Raw genomic sequence first — 23708 nt, forward strand, 5'->3', positions numbered from 1 at the left:
GCAAAAAATACCCAACCGGTTCAAAATAAACACCCTGGCGCGGGGTGGAGCAGCCCGGTAGCTCGTCAGGCTCATAACCTGAAGGCCGCAGGTTCAAATCCTGCCCCCGCAACCAAATCCCCCAAAACCTAAATCAGTTCTTATCGCTGCCACGAAGACTGCATCTTCGCTGGCGATCGTCGCTCGTCGTCCGCAGACCATAACCTGAAGGGTGAGCAGGATAGTAATCGATTGATTATCGATTACCCGACGAACGGGACAAATCCTGCCCCGCAACCAAATCATAAATAGCCCCGTCTCCGACGGGGCTTTTTGCGTTTAAAGCAAACCAAATCTAAAGCCCACTAATCAATAAAAAAACGCTAGCACGCAACGGATCTTAAACCGAATACTGAAAATCATGTGGTTCTCTGTATTTGAAGTGTTGAAAACAGCGCTTTGGCCGGTCCTAACTTCACATTTCCCGAAATAGCCTAATCTCATTCACCAATTAACTTACCTTGCAGCGCTTACTTTTGTGCCAGCAGTGCACAGTAACTGAGGGAATGGGATGTATCGTATTGCCAGTGAGTACCATATGGTGAGGTCGCGGGTATCCCGCCTGGATCGATCAGCGCGCCTGCGTTGATTATTATCTCTACAAGGGCAACAGCGTAAGCAACCGTGGAAGACAACCGAATGGTGTAATTGAGTCCCGCTCGCGTCTATCGGGACGTACTTCCTGCAGAACACAGGTTAGAAGATGTGGCTTTGCAATACCGGCACTCAGACCGATTACAATCAACTACAGATCGAGAAAAGAACAAACCCGCTCCGGTGCTGCTCATTAAGACAAGAACGTATAAAGTTCACATCCTCATTGGTTGAAGAATGGAGCTGATGATGGGCGCGCGTCAGATATAGCAATCAGACGCTTCTGAGCTTGCAATCAATCCAATATTCCACCCCGCAGCCAATGGCGTTTGGTTGTGCAACAATTCTGGAAAGAGTGGAGTGTAAATTCCACCACTGGTGACGGTCATTGTCAACAGTACCATTGTGGTTCATAAAATCGCAGATCTAACGAATATGCATTGAGCGTCACCAACTCATTTTTGTGATTACAACACGCTTAGGCCTATTAGAGTATCAGTTCGTTTAGAGCTGGCCATAGTTGTCAACGCTCAGAATCTGTAGTTTTGCCGCGTTGCACTAGGATGGATTTAGGTGTTCAGTTTAACGCAGACTTTCAAAGGTGTTTTCAAATGCGCTTATATCTCGGCATTGCACTCGTTTTGTTGCCTAATATTGCTTTCGCTGAAAGCGACAAAGACAACATCTCCTATGTTTGCGACCATGATAACGTGATTGAGATCATCACGTCACAGGACGATCCGGACCGTATTATTCTAAATGCCTTTGGCCGCGAACGCACGCTCAAGAGGAATACATCCGCTTCACAGAATAGCTTTGTGGGGGAGGGTTATGAGATTTCATTCGCAACAAGCCTCGAGAAGATCGCCGTTACGTCCGACGGCGCAACATTGAACTGCAATGTGGATGCAGTTGACTAAAGTTTGCCGCGCAAGCGCGTGGGATCAAACCCCAGTGGAATTGAATAGAAAGTGCTCCTCCAGCTCGGCGGAGCACTGAAGGGCAATGATTGTATTGCAGGTTTATGGCCAAGTGTATTCAATGTGAAACTGATATTATCAATATATTTCAAAGAGATGGATAATCACATCCCGCGCTCGGAAATAATGGTCTCAGTCTGAATTCACTTTGAGATGATTTTCCAATCCATAGCCGCCATTTTCCTTGTGTCACTCGCAGCATTGATCCGCATCGACGGAACTAGAACAGCGAGAAATGCGGCGCTCCCAGGCGCCACCAGCACAGAAGGTTTGGCGTCAATGTCGATTGTTGAATATAGGAACTCCCATAGCGATTTTGACGTTTCGGCAGACCTTGAGTTTGCAAATACCGAAAAATTTGCTCCCCCAATTCTTATTCCAATCTGGCTGATGATGGTTCTTGGCTGCCTGATACTTTGGATTGCCGCCATCCGGTTTGGCATATCCGCACTTTAACATGAGAACTGATATTCCGCTGCTGTAAGAGCGGGATAGTCGAAATGGTTGCTACAACAACCAATGAGCGAGGTCTCAGATCCCTCAAACGGCTGAGGTCTGGTACTCCCGACCGGCATAGGCAAGCCCCGCAGCCCGTCGGCCGGGAGGCATTTTTACCGTCGATTTGTTCGACCCTGATCATGCGCTGACAACGCAAACGGAAGGAAGTCAAAATGAAAAAGTTGATCGTATCTGCAATCGCAGCTTTGGTTCTTGGTACTGCCACTGTGTCGGCTGCCGAACTGGAAGAGAAAAACATTTCGCTGGCAACCGCCAACGAAATAGCAAGCGAGGCCGTTAAGGCTTGCGCTGCTAAGGGCTATAACGTCTCTGTTTCGGTCGTTGATCGTGCTGGGCTGCTCCGCTCTCTGATGCGCGCAGACAAAGCCGGGCCACACACGGTTGAAGCATCGAAGGCAAAGGCATTTACCGCTGCTTCATCGCGTGTTCCAACCAGCATGATGGCTGAGAATGTTCAGAAGAACCCTGGTGCAGCTCAGCTTGTGTCAATTCCTGGCTTCCTCGTTCTGGCTGGCGGTGTGCCTATCAAGATCGGTGATGAAACCATTGGTGCGGTTGGAATCGGCGGCGCACCTGCAGGCAACATCGACGAAGCCTGTGCAGTTGAAGCCCTTGATATGATTAAGGACAAGCTGAAGTAAAACTTGACGACATAGAAGGTAGCATATGACGTGCTGCCTTCTGGGTTCAAGGCGGACTAAATCTGTTAAGCACGTATTCCTATCAGTCCCGAAGCAATGTCTCGTCGCGATGGCGATATCGACCTGGCGGGAGAAAGTCTGATGACTAATATTGTTACGCTTCTTGTTCTCTCCTCGTTTTTCTGGGGCGCGTCCACTGATGATAGTGTCGAGTATACCAGCACAATAGAGCTGCAGAAGCTTGAAGAAACACTACTTCGCAGCTTGCCAGCATCTCGTCACAACCAGTTCCACGAAGCAAAATCTGCATGGCAGACCTATAGCGATATTGAATGTCTCTATAGAGAGTTAAATTTTCCGATGTTGACTACGGTTGAAGAATGCAACCGTTCAATGGTGCATAAGCGGGCAATAGAAGTGCGCCATCACTTGCGATGGTTGCATGGCTTGCCCGGCAATGTGCAGTGAGAATCCGATGTTGTTGCGTTTCATTTGTTAGTAATTTTACTGTTTACTGCCTATCTCAGAAATGCCTGATCTCGGGAGACAGATGGAACGTCTGACCAAAATCGATCACCGGACGATGCGAACCTATTGGTTTGCTGCGGCATTTGTCATTCTGATTGCATCGCTTGGCGCAACGACGATCATTTATCGTGACTACACAAATCGTATAGATAGTGCAGGCCAGCAGGTCATGTCGTTGGCGCAGGCCCTCGCCGAGTATACAACGCAGGTCTTCGCGAAACTTGATGCGCTCAGCCGAGCAGTTATGGAAGATCGGGCTGACAGAATTGTCCACGAGGGGCTGTTGTCCGAAGTCATGCGCCGCCGCGCTGCCGCCGAGCCAGCTGCGATGGGAATTGCAATCGTAGACAGGACCGGTCGTGTATATGCGAGCGGCATGGACGAATATCCGATCGGCCGAGATCTAAGCCGTACAGTGGATTTTGAAGTGCTGAGCAGGCCGGGTGCTGCTGATTTTTACATCAGCAAGCCTTACAAATCCGATTTGAGTGTGCCTGGCGATTTTAGCGGATGGGCGATGAGCTATGCTCGCCGTATTAGTGACAGCAACGGCAATTTCCATGGTTATGTTCTCATTATCGTGGATGAAGCCTATCTTAACGGTTTCTATAGCCAACTTGATCACCAACCAGGCATGGTCTTCGGATTGATGGGAACGGACGGCACAATTCGCGCGTCGAGTTCACCTGCTGTGGTCGGGCAAAACGTTGCATCCTTTATTCCAGAGCAGTTGGCCGCCGGTAAGGGCATCAGAATTAACCCTTCAGTCAAAACAGGCATGGAGCGCATCTTTGCCTATTACCGTTCATCGGCCGCACCTTTGGTAGCTTACGTCGGCCTGCCAACTGAACCGATCTATAAAGCCTGGTTGACTGCATCCTCTGTTATCGTTGCGGCACTTGTGGCTCTCTTTGCTGCCCTCGGTGTTCTCGGCGTCATTCTCGGCAAATACATGCGCAACAAGAGCTCGCTTATGAATGTGATGATCGAAGCAGCGCACCAACGGCGAGAAAAGGAATTTCTGGAAACTATCGTCAACACTGGCGGTGTTTTGATGGCTGTAACGGATGTCGCAGGGCGTTTTATAGTCGCCAACCAAGCTATGCATGAACTCTTCCCTGAAACCGAAATGTCGAAACTGGAAGAGGGGGCGATTTCACAACCGCTTGGTGAAAAGCTGTCCGTCGTCACTGACAACCTTCCTTGGCAAGCTGTGAAAAACATTGTTCTGGCAGATGGGCGAAAGCGAGCTATTTCCTGGTCTGTCTCACCAATTACAACCAGTGACGGTACGATCAAGAATCTTGTGGCGGTTGGTCTGGATATTACCGAGCGGCGAGATGCGGAGTTGTCGATTTATCAGGCGGGAAAGCTCGTTACGCTGGGTGAGGTCGCAACCGGCATCGCCCATGAAATCAACCAGCCTCTCGCGACGCTTGCAATGGCAGTCGACAATCTTCACGCACGTGTTTCCGGCGGCAATCTTGATCAGACGATGATTGTTGATGGTCTTGATATTGCGAGTAAACAGATCGACCGCGCGGCCAATATCGTCCGTCATATGCGTATTTACGGGCACCGCAGCGATGGATCGCTGCGTGCGGTTGACCCTGCGGAAGCTATCGAAGGGGTGCTTGCCATTGCCGGTACGCAAATTGAAAATCAGGGCATACTAATCCGGAAAGATTATCGCGCCGGTGATTACCGGATGATGGCTGATCTTGTTCTCATAGAGCAGATTGTTTTGAACCTGCTTCTTAATGCGAGAGACGCTATTCTGGAAAATCGCCTACACAATGATACTCTGAAGGATAAAAGTGGCGACGACTTTATTGCCATCAGCGTTGAGCAATCCGTAGATAATATGATTGCAATTGTTGTGGAGGATTCTGGTCCAGGTATTCCTGCGGCTAATCTGGATCGCTTGTTCGAACCATTTTTCACGACCAAGCCTGTTGGCAAGGGAACAGGGCTAGGCCTTTCACTCAGTTATGGCATGGCGCGTGATATGGGCGGTCGGCTGGAAGCAAGCAACGGTGCCGAAGGTGCAGAGTTTCGACTTATCCTTCGTGTCGCTAAGCACGATGAGGGTGAAGGAAGTAGAGAATGAACAATACACCTGCCAACATCACCGTGCTTTTAATCGATGACGAAGAAGCCTTGCTCGACGTTTTAGGCACAGCATTGACAGACGCGGGATACAATTGCCTGCGTGCGTCTGCGGCCATGGCTGCCCTCAAACTACTCGATAGAACACCAGAGATTGACGTTATTGTAAGCGACATTCGCATGCCGGGGATGGACGGTATTGAGTTACTCCGGAACATTCGCGAGCGATATGCGGATCGAAACTGGCTGCAGGTTATTTTCGTGACCGGCCATGCGACGCTCGATAACTCGGTCGAAGCCTTGCGGCTGAATGCGGTCGATTTCTTGCATAAGCCAGTAAGGCGCGTGCCGTTTCTGGAATCCGTGGGGAGGGCGGCTGCAAAAGCTTTTGAGCAGCGGGAAAAAGCTTCTCAATGGTCGCAAGGTCATGAGCGGCTGTCGCGGCTGATGCAGGAGGCACAACAGCTGGGTGCCATGTTGGAAACCTTCCAGCCACAGCCGGCAAATAATACGTTGTTGGGGGATCGATCAACGCTGGTGCTGTCCGATAAAGCGCCGGAAGAACTTGCAAATGTCCCGTCGAAAGAGAGAATGCTGGAGCTTCTTCGCATTAGAGATATCAAAACCCGCTATTTTTCAGACAAGCTATTTGTCGATCCTGCCTGGCACATGCTGCTCGATTTGATGGAAAACCATCTTCAGGATAAGCAGGTTTCAGTTTCCTCGCTCTATATAGTGTCGGGTGTTTCCGCCGCGACGGCATCGCGCCGTCTCGAAGAAATGGATGCCGTTGGCTTGGTTCGCCGTTGGCTTGATCCTGACGATGGAAGACGCCAGTTCGTAGCTTTGTCTGAACGTTCTGTGGAACTTATGACATCGTATCTGTCTGCTCTCGATCAGCAGATGCAGGGAAAGCCGCAGTAAGGCAGCATTCTTATTCAAGTTGAACTGAAAAACATCATTGAATATCAATTGCATGATGAAAGTTCACTCGGAATTTCCCTTGTTCCCTTTCATTCTGAAACCATCTTGGCATGAAGTTTAGGCTTTTCGCAGCCATTTACGCTGTGACCGGTAAGTTCATGTGAAATTACTTTTCCCAAAATGTGCACTTTCGGTCGATGGTGGACGATGTGCTGGACAGGGCTCGAATTACTTCACACCTGGCTCCGATGCTTGTCTCTCGTAGAACCAGATCGATGGTGGTCTGAAATGTTTCCGCGGGAATGCGGACATGCGAAGGATTTTGAAATGCTGAAGCAGTTCAACACACTGATTGCAGGCGCTACTCTGGCAGCTGCCAGTGCTGGCGCGGTATTTGCAGCTGATGACAAGATGGCGGCGTCGCTCGGCAAGGGTAAGGTGATTACCGTAAAGACCGTGTCGGATGATGGCAAGGGCGCAGACTTCTCCATCTCGTTCAACGGTTTCCAAAACACGATGAACCGCGTCAATGAACTGATGAATTAATCAATTCAGCTTCCGTCCTCTTGAGGACGGACAGCGGCTGGAAGGGCCGAATTCCCGCCGGTTTGCGGTGCTTCCAGTTCGCAGAATTCAAAAACCTCACAGGCAGAGACTGTCAACCGCTCTCCGAACGGCTCGGAACGGGACGGCTTGCGCCTGATTGTGCCGGAAAGACCGGCATCTCCCGAAAGGAATTACAAAATGCCAATCTCCCATGGCTCATTAGAACCCCTTCGTCTTGGTCGCGTAACTGGCAGGTTCATTTCGGCAAGCGTTGCGCTTTTTGCTGCTTCTACCGTTTTGTCGGGTCCGTCGCATGCCGGTAACGTCGCACCAGGCGACACTGTCACGGTTGGTGCAGGCGATACAGCTGAAACCTGGGACATACAGAACGATGCAACCCTAAACGTCACTGTCGGTGGTATGATTCAGCAAACGGGTGTTTTCGGTACGCTCAACATGAGCGGTGCAACCGCTACACCAACCGCGGCACCAAGCGGCTACACGATTAATGTATTCGGCGGTAAAGCCAACATTGTAAACTCGACTATCACCGGTCCTGGCGGTCTTGGTGTATCCGGGTTCTTCGGGGTGCCGGGTTCAGCTGCTGTCACTGACAGCGCGATTGAGGGTACATCTCAGGCAGTTCTGGTTCAGCATGGCAGCACGCTCGATATGACCGGTGGCACAGTCAAGGGCGGTACGCACGGTTTCGAACTGATTAACGGCAGTGATGTCACCATCGACGGCACGACCATTACGTCGGGCGGCGTGGGCATTCAGGCTTATGCAGGAATATCACCGGGCGCGGTTGGCTCGACTGTAACCGTTAAAAATTCAAACATTGAGACTACAGGCATTGCTGTGGATATTTCCGAGGGGTCGACCGCGAACCTGCGTGATACAAAGATCTCGACGACCGCAACAGATGCGCACGGTCTTTATGCACGATCAAGTGGTGTCATCAATGCCGAGCGCGTGGATGTGACGACTTCAGGCGAAAGAGCTTACGGCGCCTATGCCGTGGGTACTGATACGCGGATTGACTTACATGGCGGCAGCTATACGACATCCGGGTTTGCAGCTCACGGCGTGGTTGCTACCAACATGGCAACACTTACGATTGGTCGCGATCCCGCTTCCGGCGCAGGCACGTTGATCCAAACAACGGGCGATAGTGCAGTTGGTGTTTATGCCGGCGCGGGCAGCGCTGTAACAGTAGATGGCGCCACCATTAGAACCGAAGGCGGCGGAACTGTGTCCTGGGCAATGGGTGTATTTGCTATAGGCGGCAGTGCGATTGATATGACGGATACGAAGATTGAAACCACTGGTTTCAGGGGGTCGGGTATGAATGTGCGGGATGACGGATCGCACGTTAATATGGTCCGCGGTAGCATCAATGTAACCGGAGCTCTTTCAGGCGACGGTGCGACTGCCTTCGCCGGTGGAAAAATAACGCTGACGGACGTTACCGTATCGGCTGACGACGGGCGTGGCGTTGTGGCAGGCGACGGAACGTCATCGCTGACTATGACTGGTGGTAGCGTAACCACGAAGGGTGATGGTGTCGGTAATTCGGCTGCTTTCGCCGTCCGCGGTGCGCGAGTTGACCTGAATGGTGTCGACGCGCGTACCGAAGGGAACGATGCCATCGGTCTTCATGCCTTTAATTCGGGATCGACCGTCAATGCGGTTGGTTCTGCTATCACTACGCATGGTGCAGGTTCGCACGGCGGTTTTGCAAGTGGCGGTGGTTCTGTCGCAGTGACGAATAGTAATGTGATCACTGAAGGCACAGGCTCTCATGGTCTGGTTGCGCAGAATGACAGCTCCGTTGCGGCGACCGGCTCTGTAATTAAGACGACGGGTGCTGACAGTGCGGGGGTCTATCTGCTGAACGATAGTTCGGCGGATCTGGACAAGACCTCTGTTGTTTCTGAGAAGGGCCCTGCACTGCAAACAGCTGGCGGCAGCGTCGTTTTTGACTTGAAGAACGGCACACAGGCAATTGGCGGCAATGGCACGGTTTTGACGGCGGCATCTGGCACGACGACGACCTTGACGGCGGATGGAAAGTCCTATCTTGGCGGCGACATGGTTGCGGAAGCCGATGATGCGGTGATCGATGCCTCGTTGTCGAACGGCAGCCTGTGGCAGGGTGCAGCCAAGGGCCTGACGAGCGCTTCGGTTGACGGCACCTCGCATTGGCTGATGACAGGTTCGTCTGATGTAGGCTCACTTACCAATGACGGCACGGTGGAGTTCGACGCTGCCAATCCCTACAAGACGCTGACTGCAGCTACGCTTAATGTGAATGGCGGTTCGTTTATTCTCAACACTAAGCTGAATGAGGGCGGTGCTGCGAGTGAAACGGATAAGATCGCTGTGACCGGTGATGCGAATGGTATTGGCATGATCAATATTCGCAACAATGGTGGAACAGGCGCTTTTACTGGCACTGGTACGGCCGATGGTATTCAGGTTGTTCAGATTGGGGGTGCGAGTGACGCGGAATTCCAGCTTGGTTCAGCAGCGGTCGTTGGTATCTATGACTATCAGCTGAAGAAGGCCGACGGCCAGAACTGGTATCTGCAGACTGAAGGCAACGATGTCGTTGACCCAGGTGATGGCAGCGGTGGAAATCCGGGCACGGGTCACGTGGTCGATATCGTTCCCGGTTACAACATTGCTCTGTCTGCTGCACAGAACCATGTGTTGACCACGCTCGATACTTTCCATGAGCGTTTGGGCGAACTGCGCTCGGAAGACTTACAAGATGGTTTTCATGCCTGGATGCGCGGTATCGGCAAGACTGGTTCTTATTCGCCAAAAAGCATCACTGGTTATAATGGCCATGGCTTTGACATGACCACTGCCGGTGTGCAGATCGGTGCCGATTATTCAAAGGGTGATGTCTTTGTGGCTGGCGATAAGCTCACAGTCGGCATCTTTGGTGAATATGCGAATTCCAGCTTCGACGTCCGTGGCCGCACAGCCGATGGTTCAATTTCCTCCAAAGGTCTGGGCGGCTATGTAACATGGCAGGAGAAAGCCCCGACGGATCGCAAGCTTGGAGCGGGCGCCTATGTAGATGCCGTCGTCAAGCATGACTGGCTCGACTTCGGCGTGAATGCCAAGTCTGTATCGGGTTTTGATTTGCGAAATGGTTATAAGGGCAAGGCAACCTCCGCGTCTATTGAAACAGGCTATGGCTTTGATCTTGGCAACAATGTTGTGCTGCAGCCACAGGCACAGCTCACCTATTCAAAGATCAGGGCAGACGGCTTTACCGACAATTACGGCATTGCCGTGCATGGTCAGGAAGCGGAATCGCTGATCGGTCGTGTTGGTGTGCGCCTTGAAAAGACCTTCTACTTCGGTGACGAGGAAGAGATGTTTGAAGTTGCCCCTGCCAAACCGATAAAGCCTGCAAATAGCGCGAAGGGTAAAAAGGGTGCAAAGGCAAAGACGGTTATTGTTCCTCTGCCGGAAACTCCGAAAAAGAAAAAGTTTGTGAAGTCGGTCACAACCTTTGCCGACGCCAATGCCAAGCATGAATTCAAGGGCAAGAATGGCCTTGTGGCTTCAGGCACGGGGATCGGCAATGATATGGGCGGCACACGTTATGACGTCGGTGTTGGCGTGGTTGCCCGTGTTTCGGAAAATGTCAGCCTGTTCGGTCGCGGCGCAGTCGAGTTCGGTGGTTCCACCAATGTCGCCGGCAAGGTTTCGGGTGGTCTCAAGATTACCTGGAAATAAGCCGAGGCTTTGTTTTCAAGATATAAAAAGGGCGCTCTACCCAATGGGGAGCGCCCTTTTCTTACCCGGACGACTTCGAACACTGCATGACTAGTGCAGCAGGAAGCGTCATAACGGGAGGTGTCCATTAATTGGTATTGGACTTGTTGAGTTTCAAGACCTCAAAGATCGAACGGCTTACATAACGGCCAAGGCATCAAGAAGGACCGTTTCAGTTCCGGTCTTACCGGACTTGAAAAAGAACCGGGTCTGTTGATTATCATCACTCTCGCAAAAACCTGTTCCGATGCCATTATCAGGGAAAGCGCGAAGCCGCTTCAAGCCAAGGCGCTTTATGACGCCGCCGGATGTTTCGCCGCCCACCACAATAAGCTTGTCTATGCCAAGTTCGGAGACGGCTGCAGCCAGTTCCGATATCAGCCGCTCGCCTTTTTCACTGGCGCCGCGAACACCCAACTCCGCCTGAATTTCTTTCACGCGCGTGTCGTGCACTGTAGTGGATATAAGATAAGGCTGTTTTCCATGGTGAGCTCTCGCCCATTGTATCGATTTTGAAACCATCTCTTCAACGCTGCCATCCTTTATGAGGTCAAGCGTTAACACTGGATACTTGGCGGCAAAGACGGCAATCTGCCCATCTGCAATAGGACCAACGGTTCCAACCAGTACGGCTGCCGTGCCGTTACTCGGTGATGGCGGAGCAACAGATATGGCTGGTTTAGGCGCAAAACGGTCGATACCAAGCTGGATGAGAACGGCATCGGAACTGACCATTGTCGGTTGCATCCGCGCCAGTTCTGCAGCGATTTTTACATCGCCATCATCGCTTGCATCGACGACGCAGTAGCAGGTGCCTTCTGTTGCCATCGCATCGAGATGTGCTTGTGCTGTCTCTTTGCCTTTGAGTAGAACGGAGTGGGGCAGAAGGCCGACCGGTTCGGCTGTCTGCTTGCCGATGAAGCGAACCATGTCGGGATCGTTCATCGGGGTGGCAGGGTCATAGCGTTTGACAGATTCGGAGATGAGACGGCTTCGGTAGAAGAGATAGCCTTGATGTACCGTAGCATTGAATTTTGGGAAGCCGGGGCAGAACAAAAGACTGCTTGGATTGTAGCGCGCACGCAATGTGTCAGCAGCAGGCCCCACATTTCCCTGTTCCGTTGAATCGAAACTGGCGCAGACTTTGTAAATGACCTGATCACATCCAATCGCATCGAAAGCGTCGGCGGCACGGGTAATCTGCAAACATGCCTCTTTAGGATCGGCGAGGCGTGTTCTTCCAGCCCATATGACGACAGTTTCACCGTCACATTCCCGGATTGCGTCGATTTCGGTTACTACCGCAGTTTTGATGCCTGCTGTCTCGTAATAGGCTGCGACCATCAACGCGCCAGTCATGTCGTCGGCAATGATACCTAGAGTGGCTGTGTTCCCCATTTTTATCCTCATATCAGGCCATACCCAACGCTACTTCTATAATAATGAAATTTAATTCCAAATAAGTATCATTTTGATAGACCACGTCAATTGCCGGGATTATGAAGTTGGAGCACATCCCGAAAAGTGTGAGGCGGTTTTCGGATAAGAGTGCGTAAAGCCGAACAATGAGAGCGCCGATCTGATTTAATCAGATCGAAACGCGCTCTACGCATCATCAAAAATTCTTGGCTGCAAACAGATGGGGAATACACGATGCCAACCGACTACGACCAGAACCTTACTGCGCGCCGCGCAATTGTGGATGCGATGCGCCATATGGAAAACAAGGGTTTTAATCATGGTAGCAGCGGCAATATCAGCATTCGTGAGGGCGAGCATGTTTGGGTGACGCCAACAGGCGCCACATCGCTTATGAAGCCCGAAGATATGAGCCTTGTGTCGGTCGAAGGCGAGCATCTGGCAGGCAAGGTTCCATCCAGCGAATGGCGCATTCACACAGAGATCATGCGCAATCACCCCGAAGCGGGTGCCGTGATCCACTCGCATGCAGATAATTGCGTTGCGCTCTCTTGCTTGCGTAAACCGTTGCCAGCTTTCCATTACATGATCGTTTCTTTTGGCGGCAGTGAGGTACCCTGCGCTGACTATCGTGTGTTCGGATCTGATGCTCTGGCCTATGAAATCGTTCGTGCTATGGGCAATCATCGCGCCTGTCTGATGGCAAGTCATGGGATGGTCGTTTGGGGCCGGGATATGGCTCACGCGACGCTTCTGGCTGAAAAGCTTGAAACTCTGGCGCGTCAGTATATTTTGGCCTGTCAGGTCGGAGATCCGGCTATTCTGAGCGAAGACGAGCTTGATGAAGTGCGTGCACGCTATGGATATTATGGCAGCAAACCGATGCCTCGTTGATAAGCAATCGCGACAGGCCCGAATGCAACATTCGGGCCTGAATTGTTTTATCAATTACGCAGCAGCTGGTCCCGTTTCCTGAAACCGGTCGAGCACATTGCGGGTAATGGTGGTTGTGTAGGCGCAGTTGCGCTTTAGGCCCATCACCCACTCACAAAGCCCTGCGGTTACCACTTCCCCATCGCCCTGCTTCATTGATACGAGCATTCCGGCGCCATGGGCCAATCGCTTTCGCGCGGATTCATAGCCATCAGGAGCCATTTCGCAGATGCCTTGCAGATCGCTATCCCGAACGTAGTAACGATGTCCCTGGCCGTCGAGTTCGTACTCGTAGATCGAAGCCGGTGTCATGGCCAGAATCTCGATCTTCTCGGTCGGCACACCATGTTCTTCCACGGCATATGGGAAGCCGTTCTTGAATGAATAATTGAGGCCATCGACTTCATATCCGAAGATCTGTGCCTCGTGGCCGAAGATGTCGGCATAGCGCAGATGTGTGCCTTCGAAGATCCAATGCTCGGGTTGATAGACAGTAAGTCCGCGTGAGCCCCGTGGAGAGAAGCCACCCCAGCTGCCGTACATTCCGTTTTCGCCGTTAACGCCAACTGTTGATGCGCCGGGCCAGTTTACGGCACCGCTTGCCCAGTTTGCCGTGCACAAGTGTTTCTGATCGGTCTGCATGATGGGGTCTTGCGTGGGTGCTTTGGTCTTCCAGCACACTTGCGTCTGCCCATCGTTCTCAAGCCGGATTTGCCAGAGAAAGTTGCCACCAAAGCGTGCGAAATTCCCGCCGCGTGCGACAAATTCTTCGACGGTCTTGCGCATGTCCCACGACCAATATTCGTCATGGCCAACGGTCACAAGACAATTGTAATCATCGAGGATTGAAGGATTGTAGTGGAGGTCGGTTTGAGTGATGTAGTCTATCTGGTAGCCCGCTGCTTCAGCCCATGTCACGAAATACCGCTCGTATTGCGCATAGCCAGCAGAAGAATAAAACTGTGAGAAGCCCATCGTATAACCCCATTCCTTGGATGGGTAACGAGTTGCATCGCCCATGTCCTGCCAGACTGGATTACAAACGCGCGCGGCTCCCTCCGGTAGCCAGAACATCCCTTTGGACCATGGACGGCGCAGGCTCAAGATAGGTGAACGTTCGTTCTTTTGGGGACCCCATGTGCCAAAATAGTGGTTGGCACCGCCCCAATCATTATAGGCTGTCCAGGTGCCGGTTGCGAACATGAGAAGAATGCGACCCGAGCGGGTTTTCTTCGTGGGGCGCACAACGACAAAATGATGCTGGACGAAGCGTTCGCCATCCGGGCGCATACATGTCGAGACAACGCGATAAAAACCGGAGCGAGCATCTTCGGGAATCTTCCAGCGATAGAGAACCGGCCAGTCGCAACCATCCATATAGGCGGTTTCCGATGTTTTGGTGAAGCTTCCGGGAAGGTCGAAAGCTTCGTCCATCATCTGGGGCTCATGGCTATCCCGATATATCTGGATAGACCATGTCTTGGCAGTGGTGGAGCCATGAAATTCGACTGTTTCGCCGGGATCGTAAGACATTTTTTCGGTATAGACGAAGACTTCGGGAAGGTTCGGGTCTTCACGCGGAAACTGATAGCGATAATCGGAGAGGAAGTGCTCGTCCGCATAGCCTTTGCGAACTGCCCAAGGCTTGATCGCGTGTGGTCCCATCTCAGGAAATTTAAACTTGTCGCGCGGCATTTCGGACTTCCTCCTTCAATCACAAATTCTGATGGCTGTTCAATATCGAACGATCACCCGCTAAATCGGCTTCGCCGAGATTTTCTCGTTCGTATTGCTGAAGGCGCTTCAAAAGTGCGGCGCCTCCTTCGATGAGGTCAAGCTGGACGGCGAGACGCAAGGCGTAACTATCGCGATTATTCAAAGCCGTGATGATATTTTCGTGCTGATGACGCCCCGGATAAGTTGGCTTGGCTGTGGGGTAAAGTTCCGACACAAGCGGACCAACCCTGATCCAGAGGCTTTCAAGCACATCGATAAGATGCGCCATGCCGCTTTGCTTATAGAGCGCAAAATGGAAATCCGAGTTGATCTGCAAGGCCGCTGGCCAATCCCCGTTGCGCTCGGCTTCGGTCAGCTCACGATGGATGGCCTCCAGCTTTGCGATGGTTTCGTCTGAGATATTCGTCAGCGCGTGTTCCGCAGCGAGAGGCTCAAGGACGAGCCGCATTGCACGGATTTCTTTGTATTCTGCAAGGCTCAGGCGTCGTACGCGAATATAAAAACGCGGTTTGATTTCAATCGCGCCTTCGCGTGACAATTGCATCAGCGCTTCGCGGACAGGCGTTTCCGATGTGCCCAGCGACAAAGCCAGTTGACGAACCTTGAATCGCTGATGCGGTTTGAACTGCGCGCGCAGCAGCCCCGATTTGAGCTGCTGATACACAATGTCAGAAAGGTTGTCTCGATCGTCGCCCGCCTGTTCGCTCACGCTTTGTCCTTATCTGACGGAGATTGCCTTGAAGGCATCCTCCGTTCGCGAGAGAGCATCATCGATCACCGCATCCGTGTGCGCGCAAGATATGAACATGTTGTGCTTGTGGTGCAGATAGACACCACGGTTTAAAGCTTCGCGGCAGAAGCGAGCACCTAGTTGCGCATCTGTGTCGCCGACGAACTGCACGAGAGGCATTGCGGCAGGTCCGGTTTGCAGAAGTTCAAATCCGTGAACACGGGCTTGTGCATCCAGTCCATTGCGGAGGCGTTCGCCCGCATGTTTCATGAGCGCTGGGCCATCAATGCGCTTTAGTTCTTTAATGGTAGCAACCGCGGCAGCCATAGATGCTCCCGCATACCAGAACGAGCCGGTCATATAGGCCTGTCCCGCAGCTTCGCGAAAGCGGTTGGTGCCAGTGATGGCTGCAAGCGAATAACCATTGGCAATTGCCTTGGAATAGGCCGCCAGATCCGGCTCAACGCCTGTGCCACGCCAGCTTCCGCCAAGATCGATGCGGAAGCCGCCACGAACGTCATCGAGAATGAGTGCTGCACTCACTGCATCGCACAGTGCGCGTGCCGTCTTTGCAAATTCAGATGTCGGGAGTTCCTGCGGAATGGCAAGGTCGTGCTTGAAAGCAGAAACAATGATTGCGGCCAGATCATCGCCGGCTTGTTTGGCTGCCGCTGTCAGGCTTTCAACATCGTTATAAACATAGTGGATGAGATGCGCGCGGTCTTCCGCTGTTACGCCAACAATCGATGGTGTGCACCATGGCACAGCGCCGTGATAAGCGCCTTTCGCAACCAGTACCTTGCGGCGCTTGGTGGCACCACGTGCAATGGTAACGCAGTTGGTCGTGGCATCTGTTCCGTTCTTTTGAAGCAATGCCCAATCTGCATGCGGCACTGTCTCAACGAGAAGTTCTGCAAGTTCGACAGCGTGGGCCGTCGGACCGTTGAGGCAGTCGCCTGCTTGTATCTGGCTGAGCGCTGCTGCATCCACGAGCGTGTTGCGATGACCCAGTATGATTGGGCCCCAAGCACACATGAAGTCGATATAGCTGCTGCCATTGACGTCGGTGACATGGGCACCTTCACCAGACGCAAAATATTGAGGGTAGCCCTCTGGGAGAGATGATGCGCGCTGATGTCCCCACATGCCGTTGGGGATGACGCGTTCGGCGCGCTCGCGCAGCTCAGTATCGAGATTGTGTGCGTTCAAGGTTTGGGCCGAAGTGGAATGCGCATGCATTGGTTGTCTCCCATTTGACGACGTTTTTACGCTCGTCACGTCGAATTATGATATATCAAAAATGATCCCGACAACGGAGGTATGTCAAGATGGAATCCGTAAAGAGGCGTAAATATTATTGTAGTAGCGCATTTCGCGGAATATCTTGCGAAAATATCGGAGTATCGCGACGAAAAGAGGTGATTTCCGAGAGAAAGCAGCAGGAAGATTGCGGTCTGGCCGATAAGTTTGATAAATTTGATATATCATTCTAGACAATGAAGTGGAATGCGGGTTAAGCTCACCCAACAACAAAAACATCAGGGGAAAGCATGGCTAGCCATAAAAGCACGCCCGATTCCGGGCTGGGCATCAGCATTCAGGGTGTGAGGAAGAGCTACGGAAGTTTTACGGCTGTTGACGATCTCGATATGGAGATTGCACCCGGTGAATTTCTTGCCTTGCTTGGGCCGTCTGGTTCCGGAAAATCGACAATCCTCATGATGCTGGCCGGGTTTGAGCGTCCCGATAAGGGACGTATCTTATTCGGTAGCAACGACTATACGCGCGTTCCACCGCATAAGCGCAATATTGGTATGGTGTTTCAGCATTACACGCTGTTTCCCAACATGAGTGTGCTCGACAACGTGGCTTTCCCACTTAAAACGCGTGGTGTGCCAAAAGAGGAGCGGCATCGTATCGCCCGCGAGGCGCTCGCTCGCGTGCGGCTTGCAGATTTCGCCAGTCGCAGTCCGAAACAGCTCTCCGGTGGGCAGCAGCAGCGTGTCGCATTGGCCCGCGCTATTGTCTATTCGCCGCGTGTTCTTCTGATGGACGAACCTTTGTCGGCGCTTGATAAAAACCTGCGCGAAGAAATGCAGATCGAGATCAAGCGCCTTCATGCCGAACTAGGTATGACAATCGTGTTTGTGACCCATGATCAGGGCGAAGCGCTTACAATGGCTGACCGGGTTGCGATCCTGCAAGGCGGTCATATCCAACAAATCGCTGGTGCACGCGAACTCTACAATCGCCCGTCAAATCTTTTTTCTGCGAGCTTCATCGGTGAGATGAACTTGATACCCATCACATGGGATGGCGTGAAGGCGCGGGCTGCCGATGGCACTGTCGTTTCCATACCATCAGAAAATGTTATGGGCGCTCAATTCGGTGACGCGCTGATGGCGGTTCGTCCGGAGCGGTTGATACCTGCGGAGCAGGGGCTGGAGATCACCGTGCGTGACGTCATTTATGCCGGCCCAGATACTGCCATTCTGGGCACTATGGCCGATGGCACCGAACTGCGCGCACGTTTGGCGAGCGCTGCAATTTCCGACATTGGTGCCGGGCAAAAGCTGCGTTTAGGTTTCGCGCCTGAAGCCAGCCTCGTTTATTCCCGAGCGAGCTAAGCCGATGTTGAAAATGTTTTTCGAGCCGGACGGACGCAAGCTCTCGAAAGGCGGGATGCTTCTCCTGCTATTGCCTTTCTTCTCGCTATTGTTGCTGTTCTTTATTTATCCGCTGGTCAGCCTGCTGGCTCTGTCTGTTACGGAGCCATCGCTTTCCTTTGATAATTATCAGCGGGTCTTCTCCAATCCGGTCTATCTGAATGTGCTCGGGCGAACTGTATTGATTGCCGCACTGGTCAGCGTGATCGCGTTGCTTATGGCTTATCCGATTGCCTGGCTTATGGCGCATTCGAGCGGTCCGAAGCTGATTTTTATAACCGCTTGTATCCTACTGCCGTTTTGGTCCTCGGTACTGGTGCGAACGGCTGCATGGGCTGTGCTTTTACAGCGCAATGGATTGGTCAATCAGGGGCTGCTTCAGCTTGGCCTTATCGATCAACCGCTCAAGCTGCTGTACACGCAAACGGCCGTCCTGATCGCGATGACGCATGTTCTGTTGCCATTCGTGGTTTTGCCAATTTATGGCTCCATTCGCAATGTGCCCCGCGACTATGCACGCGCAGCCGCCATTCTTGGCGCTGGTCCTGTGCGAACTTTCTTTGAGGTTATTTTCCCGTTGACCCTGCCGGGTGTGATGGGTGGCATGATCCTCACCTTTCTGACGGCACTTGGCTACTTTATCACTCCTTCGTTGCTGGGATCACCGAAGGAAATGATGATCGCAACGTTGATTTCCCAGCAGCTTCGCGAAACGCTGGATTGGCCTTTTGCAGCAGCTTTGGTCGGCATACTCACGCTTCTTGTTATGGCGGTTTCGCTGATCTTCGGTCGCGTCTTCAAGTTTAACCGAATGATGGGAGGCAGTGCATGAACACCCGCAATTTGCTCCTCAATGCCTATGTTTATTTGGTACTGTGCTTTCTCGTGGTGCCGATCCTCATCATTCTGCCAATGGCTTTCAGTGAAACGGATTACATCACGTTTCCGCCAAGAGGATTTACGTGGCAGTGGTTTGGAGCCTTCTTCCAGTCTGCGCAGTGGATGAGTGCCACCGCATTCAGCGCTCGGATTGCTTTCTTCACGGCAATCTCAAGTGCTGTAATTGGCCTTTGTGCAAGTTATGCAATTGTGCGCGGGAAGGGTGCGCTGGCAACGGTGTTCCAGACCTTGCTCATTGGTCCAATCGTCGTTCCGCATATCGCCTTGGCAATCGCGCTTTACCTGCTGTTCCAAAGCGTTGGGCTGACTGAAACCACGGCTGGTTACGTCATCGCTCATACGATTATCGCATTACCGTTCAGCGTATTCACGATTGTTGCGGCTCTTTCTCAGGTTGATCCTGCTTTGGAAGATGCTGCAATGTGCTGTGGTGCCAATAGGTTTATGGCTTTTCGTACCGTTACGTTGCCGCTGATCTGGCCGAATGTTTTGTCGGGTGGGCTGTTTGCATTTGTCATTTCGTTCGATGAACCGGTGATTTCTTTCTTTCTGGCAGGCGTGCGCGACAAGACCCTGCCGCGCATGATGTTCGACGATATCGAACAAAATCTGACGCCGATTATCCCTGCGATTGCCGTGATGCTCACGCTGCTTTCAATCATCGTTCTGGTGGGTGCCGCCGGACTTCGGGCGCTTGCCATGCGCTCGCAACAGACTGTGTCTGAAGAATAAATAGAAAACTATATGTGAGGGAAACATGTTCAAGAAAACAACCAGACTATTGATGTGCGCCGGATTGCTGCTTGCCTGCGGAGCGTTGACCGCAAAAGCCGATAGCGTCGTTTATGCAACGACCGGTGGCCAGATGCGCCTGACGCTTGAGAAAGAGTTTTACGGACCTTTCAAGGAAGAAAGCGGTACTGATGTCTTACCGTTCGATATCGAAGTGCCGGACCAGTGGGCACGAGTCGAAGCCATGAAACGCACGAACAAATATGAGTTTGATATCGTGACTGCGACTGGTCCTGATCTGGTCGACAAGGCCGATCTTCTATTGACGATAGATTGTTCCAAGCTACCCAATGTTGAAACTAAAGGCGTTGAAGGTTCTTGCAAGGAAAAGGGCGTTGCCAGAACGACAGGAGGCATGCTGCTTGCTTATGACACGTCAGTTTACAAGGATAAGGTTCCTCAGACCTGGGCTGACTTCTGGGACGTCAAATCCTTTCCCGGCCCTCGTGGATTGCCTGATACCGGCGACCGTGACTGGTGGTTGCCTGCAATCGCCTTGATAGCTGATGGCGTGCCGCGCGATAAAATTTTCCCGATGGATCTGGATCGCGCTTACAAAAAACTCGATGAAATAAAGCCGCATATCAGCGTGTGGTGGAAGACAGGCAACCAGGTGGCGCAGATCATGCGCGATCAGGAAGTTGCCATGACCATGTCTTATTCCGGCAGAGCATTGAGCGCGGTGAATGATGGCGCGCCGTTCAATGTAAGCTGGAACGATGCTGTGATGGATACGGGCTATTTCGCGATCCTCAAGGATGCGCCAAATCCAGAAGGCGCATTGAAGTTCATCAACTATTTCTATGGTCATGCCGAAGGCCATCCAGCCTTCATCAAGACGGCCAATTATGCGACGCATTCAAAGGAAGGCGTGGCTTTGTTGCCTGAGGCTGAACAGAAGAATTACGCTACGTCACCGGATAACTACAAATTGTTGCTGGTGCCGGATTTCAAGTGGATCGGCGAAAATCGCAATATGCTGCGTGAGCGCTGGCAGAACTGGCTTGCTGAATAAGCAATGCTTCAAGCAATCTGAGGCCGACGCTATTGTGGCGTCGGCTTTTGTTTGGATTAATCAGAATAGGCCGAGGACTTCAGGTGCCGGATGAGTGCCGCTCCACCCTCAAGTAGGTCCATGCGGATCGCCATGCGTAAGGCATAGGAATCGCGCTCGCGCAACGCCGAGAGGACAACTTCGTGCTGGTGCGGACCGGCATAGGTTGGCATGGCGTGCGGATAAAGTTCTGAAAGTATGGGGCCGATACGCATCCAGAGCGCTTCGAGCACGTCTATCAGATGTTTCATGCCTGAGCGGCGATAGATGATGAAATGGAAATCGAAGTTGGTCTGCAGCGCCTCGGGCCAATCACCACTTTGTTCGGCGGCAATCAAGCGGTGATGCAGGTCTTCAAGTTGAAGGATATCTTCGTCAGTAATATGCGGTAAAGCGCGCTCTGCCGCCATAGGTTCGAGTTCAAGACGCATCGCGCGAATTTCTTCATACTCGTCGGCCGAAAGTTTGCGCACACGGATATAATAGCGCGGCTTGATCTCAATTGCGCCTTCGCGGGAGAGCTGGATAAGTGCCTCCCGAACGGGCGTTTCAGATGTTCCCAGCGAGCGTGCAAGATCACGAACTTTAAGCCGTTGGAGCGGCAGGAGCTGCGCCTGCATCAGCTGCGATTTGAGCGTATTGTAAACGGTGTTTGATAACACCTCGCCAGATTCTGCCTGAGCTTCTTCCGCGATTGCGTCGTCGGCTTCAGTTAAGCTGCTGTCCGGTTCATTTACAAAGTTCATCAATAGACTCCAATTGCCGGACACATCCTTGTCGAGCGGCCGAATATATCAATTCAATGTCACTACTCAAATGCCCATATGTGTGCAGGCCAGAACCATCTGTGCATCAAGCATGGGCACACCATTGATGATCGTGCAGCCTTTTGCCTGAGCCAGTTGTAACAAGCGCGTCATCGGCGGATTGACGATTATATCCGATACAATCGTGTCTGGCGAAACATCCGAGAGAGCAATCGGAAGTTCGTCCTCTTCGGCCATACCAAGCGAAGTTGTGTTGACGATCAGATCGAATTGCGTACCGTGATGTGGTCCGCTTTTGAGCTTACATTCAGGATAGGCGGATTGTATATCCGTGACGAGTGCCGCGGCTTTATTCTGGTCACGATTGGTGATCCATAGAGTTCGTACGCCTGCCTTGGCGAGAGCAAATCCCACAGCGCGTCCAGCTCCGCCTACACCAAGCATCAACACAGTCATGTCTTTCGGTTCGATATTATTGTTGCGCAAGCCTTCGATAAAGCCAGGGCCGTCAATATTGTCCCCAACGAGACACCCACTTTCTTCCCGGCGAACAAAATTGACTGCTCCGATTTCTTGCGCGGCATCAGTCACTTCGTCAAGAAGAGGCATGATTGCGATCTTGTGCGGAATAGTCACTCCGAACCCGCTCACATTCCCTAGTTTGCGAATTGCATCAATGACCTGTGCAAGATCTTCTGGATGGACATGCAGGGGAACTGCCGCAGCATTTTTGCCTGTTTTGCTGAAATAGGTGTTGAAGACGTGGCTTGCCCGAACATGGCCGACCGGATGCGCGAGAACGAAAAGGATTTTGCTCTTGCCGGTGACTTCCATGGGTTAAGCCCTCGTCATTTCGCGTGCGATGATGATCCGCTGAATTTGCGAAGTGCCCTCATACAGACGAAAGAGGCGCACATCACGATAGAAGTGTTCGACAGCATAGTCCTGCATATAACCTGACCCGCCATGTATCTGAACAGCGTGGTCAGCAATGCGGCCCACCATTTCCGAACAGTAAAGCTTGCAGCTTGCAGCTTTGCGGATGATGGCCGGGTCTTTGTCATCGAAAGCGCGTGCAGCATCAAGTACCATGCAGCGTGCGGCATAGGCCTCCGTGCTCATATCAGCCAGCATGGCCTGTATCATCTGATGTTGCGCAATCGGCTTGCCGAACTGAACACGGCTTTTTGCGAAGTCGACGGCTTCGTCGATCAATCGCTCTGCCATGCCGGTGCAGACGGAAGATATGTGCAACCTCCCGCGATTGAGCACTTTCATCGCTGTTTTGAAGCCACGGCCTTCTATCCCGCCGATAATGTTTTCGGCAGGAACGCGCACATTCTCCAGATAGACATCACAGGTTTGCGTACCGCGTTGCCCCATCTTGTGATCGGCTTTTCCAACGCTCAAACCGGGCGAGTTGCGGTCAACAAGAAAGGCCGTGACGCCGGAAGGTCCAGCTTCGCCTGTTCGTGCCATAAGAGTGAAAACTCCAGCGATCGGCGCATTGGTTATGAAGCGCTTCACGCCATTGAGGATGTAATCATCGCCGTCCCTTACAGCCGTGGTTTTAACAGCGCCTGCATCGGAACCAACATCGGGTTCCGTCAAAGCAAAGGAGCCGATAATCTCGCCGCTCGCAAGCTTGGGTAGCCAATAGGTTTTCTGGGCTTCAGTTCCGTCAACAATGATTCCTTGCGACCCGATGCCGTTGTTGGTTCCGATGACGGAGCGGAATGCTGGTGAGGTATAGCCGAGCTCAAAACCGACGAGAACTTCTTCCTCCATCGTCAAGCCAAGCCCATCATATTCTTCGGGGATTGAAAGCCCGAACAAGCCCATCGCCCTCATGTCATCAATGACATCTTCCGGGATACTGTTTGTCTCTTCCACCTGTTTTTCGACAGGCATCAGCCGCTCCCGAACGAAGCGTCTGATCGTATTTATGAGTGATTGGAAGGTCTCCGGATCGCGGATCATAAGTTGCCCCTTCACGCGTGATTTCAACAAAGATGAAGCACGTCGCGTTTTG

General features: G+C 52.2%; 19 protein-coding genes and 1 tRNA gene. 13 read left to right on the top strand and 7 right to left on the bottom strand.

The genetic code is table 11. The features are described 5' to 3' along the window. Nucleotides 1–38: 38 nt before the first annotated feature. The 8 genes from OIV19_RS12890 to OIV19_RS12925 all read left to right on the top strand — a co-directional run bounded on the left by OIV19_RS12890 (nt 39) and on the right by OIV19_RS12925 (nt 10639). Nucleotides 39–115 (top strand) — tRNA-Met (locus tag OIV19_RS12890). A gap of 1129 nt (nt 116–1244) precedes the next feature. Continuing rightward, nucleotides 1245–1553 (top strand): hypothetical protein, encoded by a 309-nt coding sequence (locus OIV19_RS12895; protein WP_264231876.1) that lies wholly within the window; start codon nt 1245–1247, stop codon nt 1551–1553. 731 nt (nt 1554–2284) lie between these two features. Next, nucleotides 2285–2773, top strand: a complete 489-nt coding sequence (locus OIV19_RS12900) for a GlcG/HbpS family heme-binding protein (RefSeq protein WP_264231877.1) — start codon at nt 2285–2287, stop codon at nt 2771–2773. Between the two features lie 141 nt (nt 2774–2914). Beyond that, nucleotides 2915–3241: a hypothetical protein gene (locus tag OIV19_RS12905; protein ID WP_264231878.1), complete on the top strand. Its 327-nt coding sequence runs from the start codon at nt 2915–2917 to the stop codon at nt 3239–3241. Nucleotides 3242–3323: 82 nt separating this feature from the next. Continuing rightward, entirely contained in the window at nt 3324–5411 is a 2088-nt protein-coding gene (locus OIV19_RS12910; RefSeq protein WP_264231879.1) for an ATP-binding protein, read from the top strand. Further along, nucleotides 5408–6334, top strand: a complete 927-nt coding sequence (locus OIV19_RS12915; protein ID WP_264231880.1) for a response regulator — start codon at nt 5408–5410, stop codon at nt 6332–6334. Before OIV19_RS12910 ends, OIV19_RS12915 begins: the two co-directional genes overlap by 4 nt. Before the next feature lie 327 nt (nt 6335–6661). Beyond that, nucleotides 6662–6880, top strand: coding sequence for an invasion associated locus B family protein (locus OIV19_RS12920; protein ID WP_264231881.1), 219 nt, complete (start codon nt 6662–6664; stop codon nt 6878–6880). Between the two features lie 198 nt (nt 6881–7078). Next, nucleotides 7079–10639: an autotransporter outer membrane beta-barrel domain-containing protein gene (locus OIV19_RS12925; RefSeq protein WP_264231882.1), complete on the top strand. Its 3561-nt coding sequence runs from the start codon at nt 7079–7081 to the stop codon at nt 10637–10639. A 177-nt stretch (nt 10640–10816) separates the two neighbouring features. On the opposite strand, the gene OIV19_RS12930 is transcribed toward OIV19_RS12925, so the two are convergent. Beyond that, nucleotides 10817–12037, bottom strand: coding sequence for a four-carbon acid sugar kinase family protein (locus OIV19_RS12930; RefSeq protein WP_235901799.1), 1221 nt, complete (start codon nt 12035–12037; stop codon nt 10817–10819). A 294-nt stretch (nt 12038–12331) separates the two neighbouring features. Between OIV19_RS12930 and OIV19_RS12935 the strand changes: the two genes are divergently transcribed. Beyond that, nucleotides 12332–12991 (top strand): class II aldolase/adducin family protein, encoded by a 660-nt coding sequence (locus OIV19_RS12935; protein WP_264231883.1) that lies wholly within the window; start codon nt 12332–12334, stop codon nt 12989–12991. A gap of 54 nt (nt 12992–13045) precedes the next feature. On the opposite strand, the gene OIV19_RS12940 is transcribed toward OIV19_RS12935, so the two are convergent. The 3 genes from OIV19_RS12940 to OIV19_RS12950 are packed head-to-tail and all read right to left on the bottom strand — an operon-like array spanning nt 13046 to nt 16736. After that, nucleotides 13046–14725, bottom strand: a complete 1680-nt coding sequence (locus tag OIV19_RS12940; RefSeq protein ID WP_264231884.1) for a N,N-dimethylformamidase beta subunit family domain-containing protein — start codon at nt 14723–14725, stop codon at nt 13046–13048. Between the two features lie 19 nt (nt 14726–14744). Then, complete coding sequence (locus OIV19_RS12945; RefSeq protein ID WP_264231885.1) at nt 14745–15476, bottom strand: GntR family transcriptional regulator; 732 nt, start codon at nt 15474–15476, stop codon at nt 14745–14747. A 9-nt stretch (nt 15477–15485) separates the two neighbouring features. Continuing rightward, nucleotides 15486–16736: an aspartate aminotransferase family protein gene (locus OIV19_RS12950; protein ID WP_264231886.1), complete on the bottom strand. Its 1251-nt coding sequence runs from the start codon at nt 16734–16736 to the stop codon at nt 15486–15488. Nucleotides 16737–17047: 311 nt separating this feature from the next. On the opposite strand from OIV19_RS12950, the gene OIV19_RS12955 reads away from it, so the two are divergent. The 4 genes from OIV19_RS12955 to OIV19_RS12970 are packed head-to-tail and all read left to right on the top strand — an operon-like array spanning nt 17048 to nt 20870. Then, nucleotides 17048–18124, top strand: coding sequence for an ABC transporter ATP-binding protein (locus OIV19_RS12955; protein WP_264231887.1), 1077 nt, complete (start codon nt 17048–17050; stop codon nt 18122–18124). A 4-nt stretch (nt 18125–18128) separates the two neighbouring features. After that, nucleotides 18129–18995 carry an ABC transporter permease gene (locus tag OIV19_RS12960; protein WP_151092547.1) on the top strand — a complete coding sequence of 289 codons (867 nt, stop codon included), beginning with the start codon at nt 18129–18131 and terminating at the stop codon, nt 18993–18995. Next, entirely contained in the window at nt 18992–19795 is an 804-nt protein-coding gene (locus OIV19_RS12965; protein ID WP_264231888.1) for an ABC transporter permease, read from the top strand. The genes OIV19_RS12960 and OIV19_RS12965 overlap by 4 nt, the downstream gene beginning before the upstream one ends. Before the next feature lie 25 nt (nt 19796–19820). After that, on the top strand, nt 19821–20870 hold the full coding sequence (locus OIV19_RS12970) for an extracellular solute-binding protein (RefSeq protein ID WP_264231889.1): 1050 nt from the start codon (nt 19821–19823) through the stop codon (nt 20868–20870). Between the two features lie 56 nt (nt 20871–20926). Here the strand turns inward: OIV19_RS12970 and OIV19_RS12975 are convergent, their stop codons facing one another. The 3 genes from OIV19_RS12975 to OIV19_RS12985 form a co-directional block, all read right to left on the bottom strand. After that, a complete protein-coding gene (locus OIV19_RS12975; RefSeq protein WP_264231890.1) occupies nt 20927–21655 on the bottom strand; it encodes a GntR family transcriptional regulator in 729 nt (242 codons plus the stop codon). Nucleotides 21656–21721: 66 nt separating this feature from the next. Further along, nucleotides 21722–22510, bottom strand: coding sequence for a shikimate dehydrogenase family protein (locus OIV19_RS12980; protein WP_264231891.1), 789 nt, complete (start codon nt 22508–22510; stop codon nt 21722–21724). Nucleotides 22511–22513: 3 nt separating this feature from the next. After that, on the bottom strand, nt 22514–23656 hold the full coding sequence (locus OIV19_RS12985; RefSeq protein ID WP_264231892.1) for an acyl-CoA dehydrogenase family protein: 1143 nt from the start codon (nt 23654–23656) through the stop codon (nt 22514–22516). Between the last annotated feature and the right edge of the window lie 52 nt (nt 23657–23708).

The sequence above is a fragment of the Brucella sp. HL-2 genome (assembly GCF_025846885.2).
Classification (GTDB): Bacteria; Pseudomonadota; Alphaproteobacteria; order Rhizobiales; family Rhizobiaceae; genus Brucella; species Brucella quorumnocens.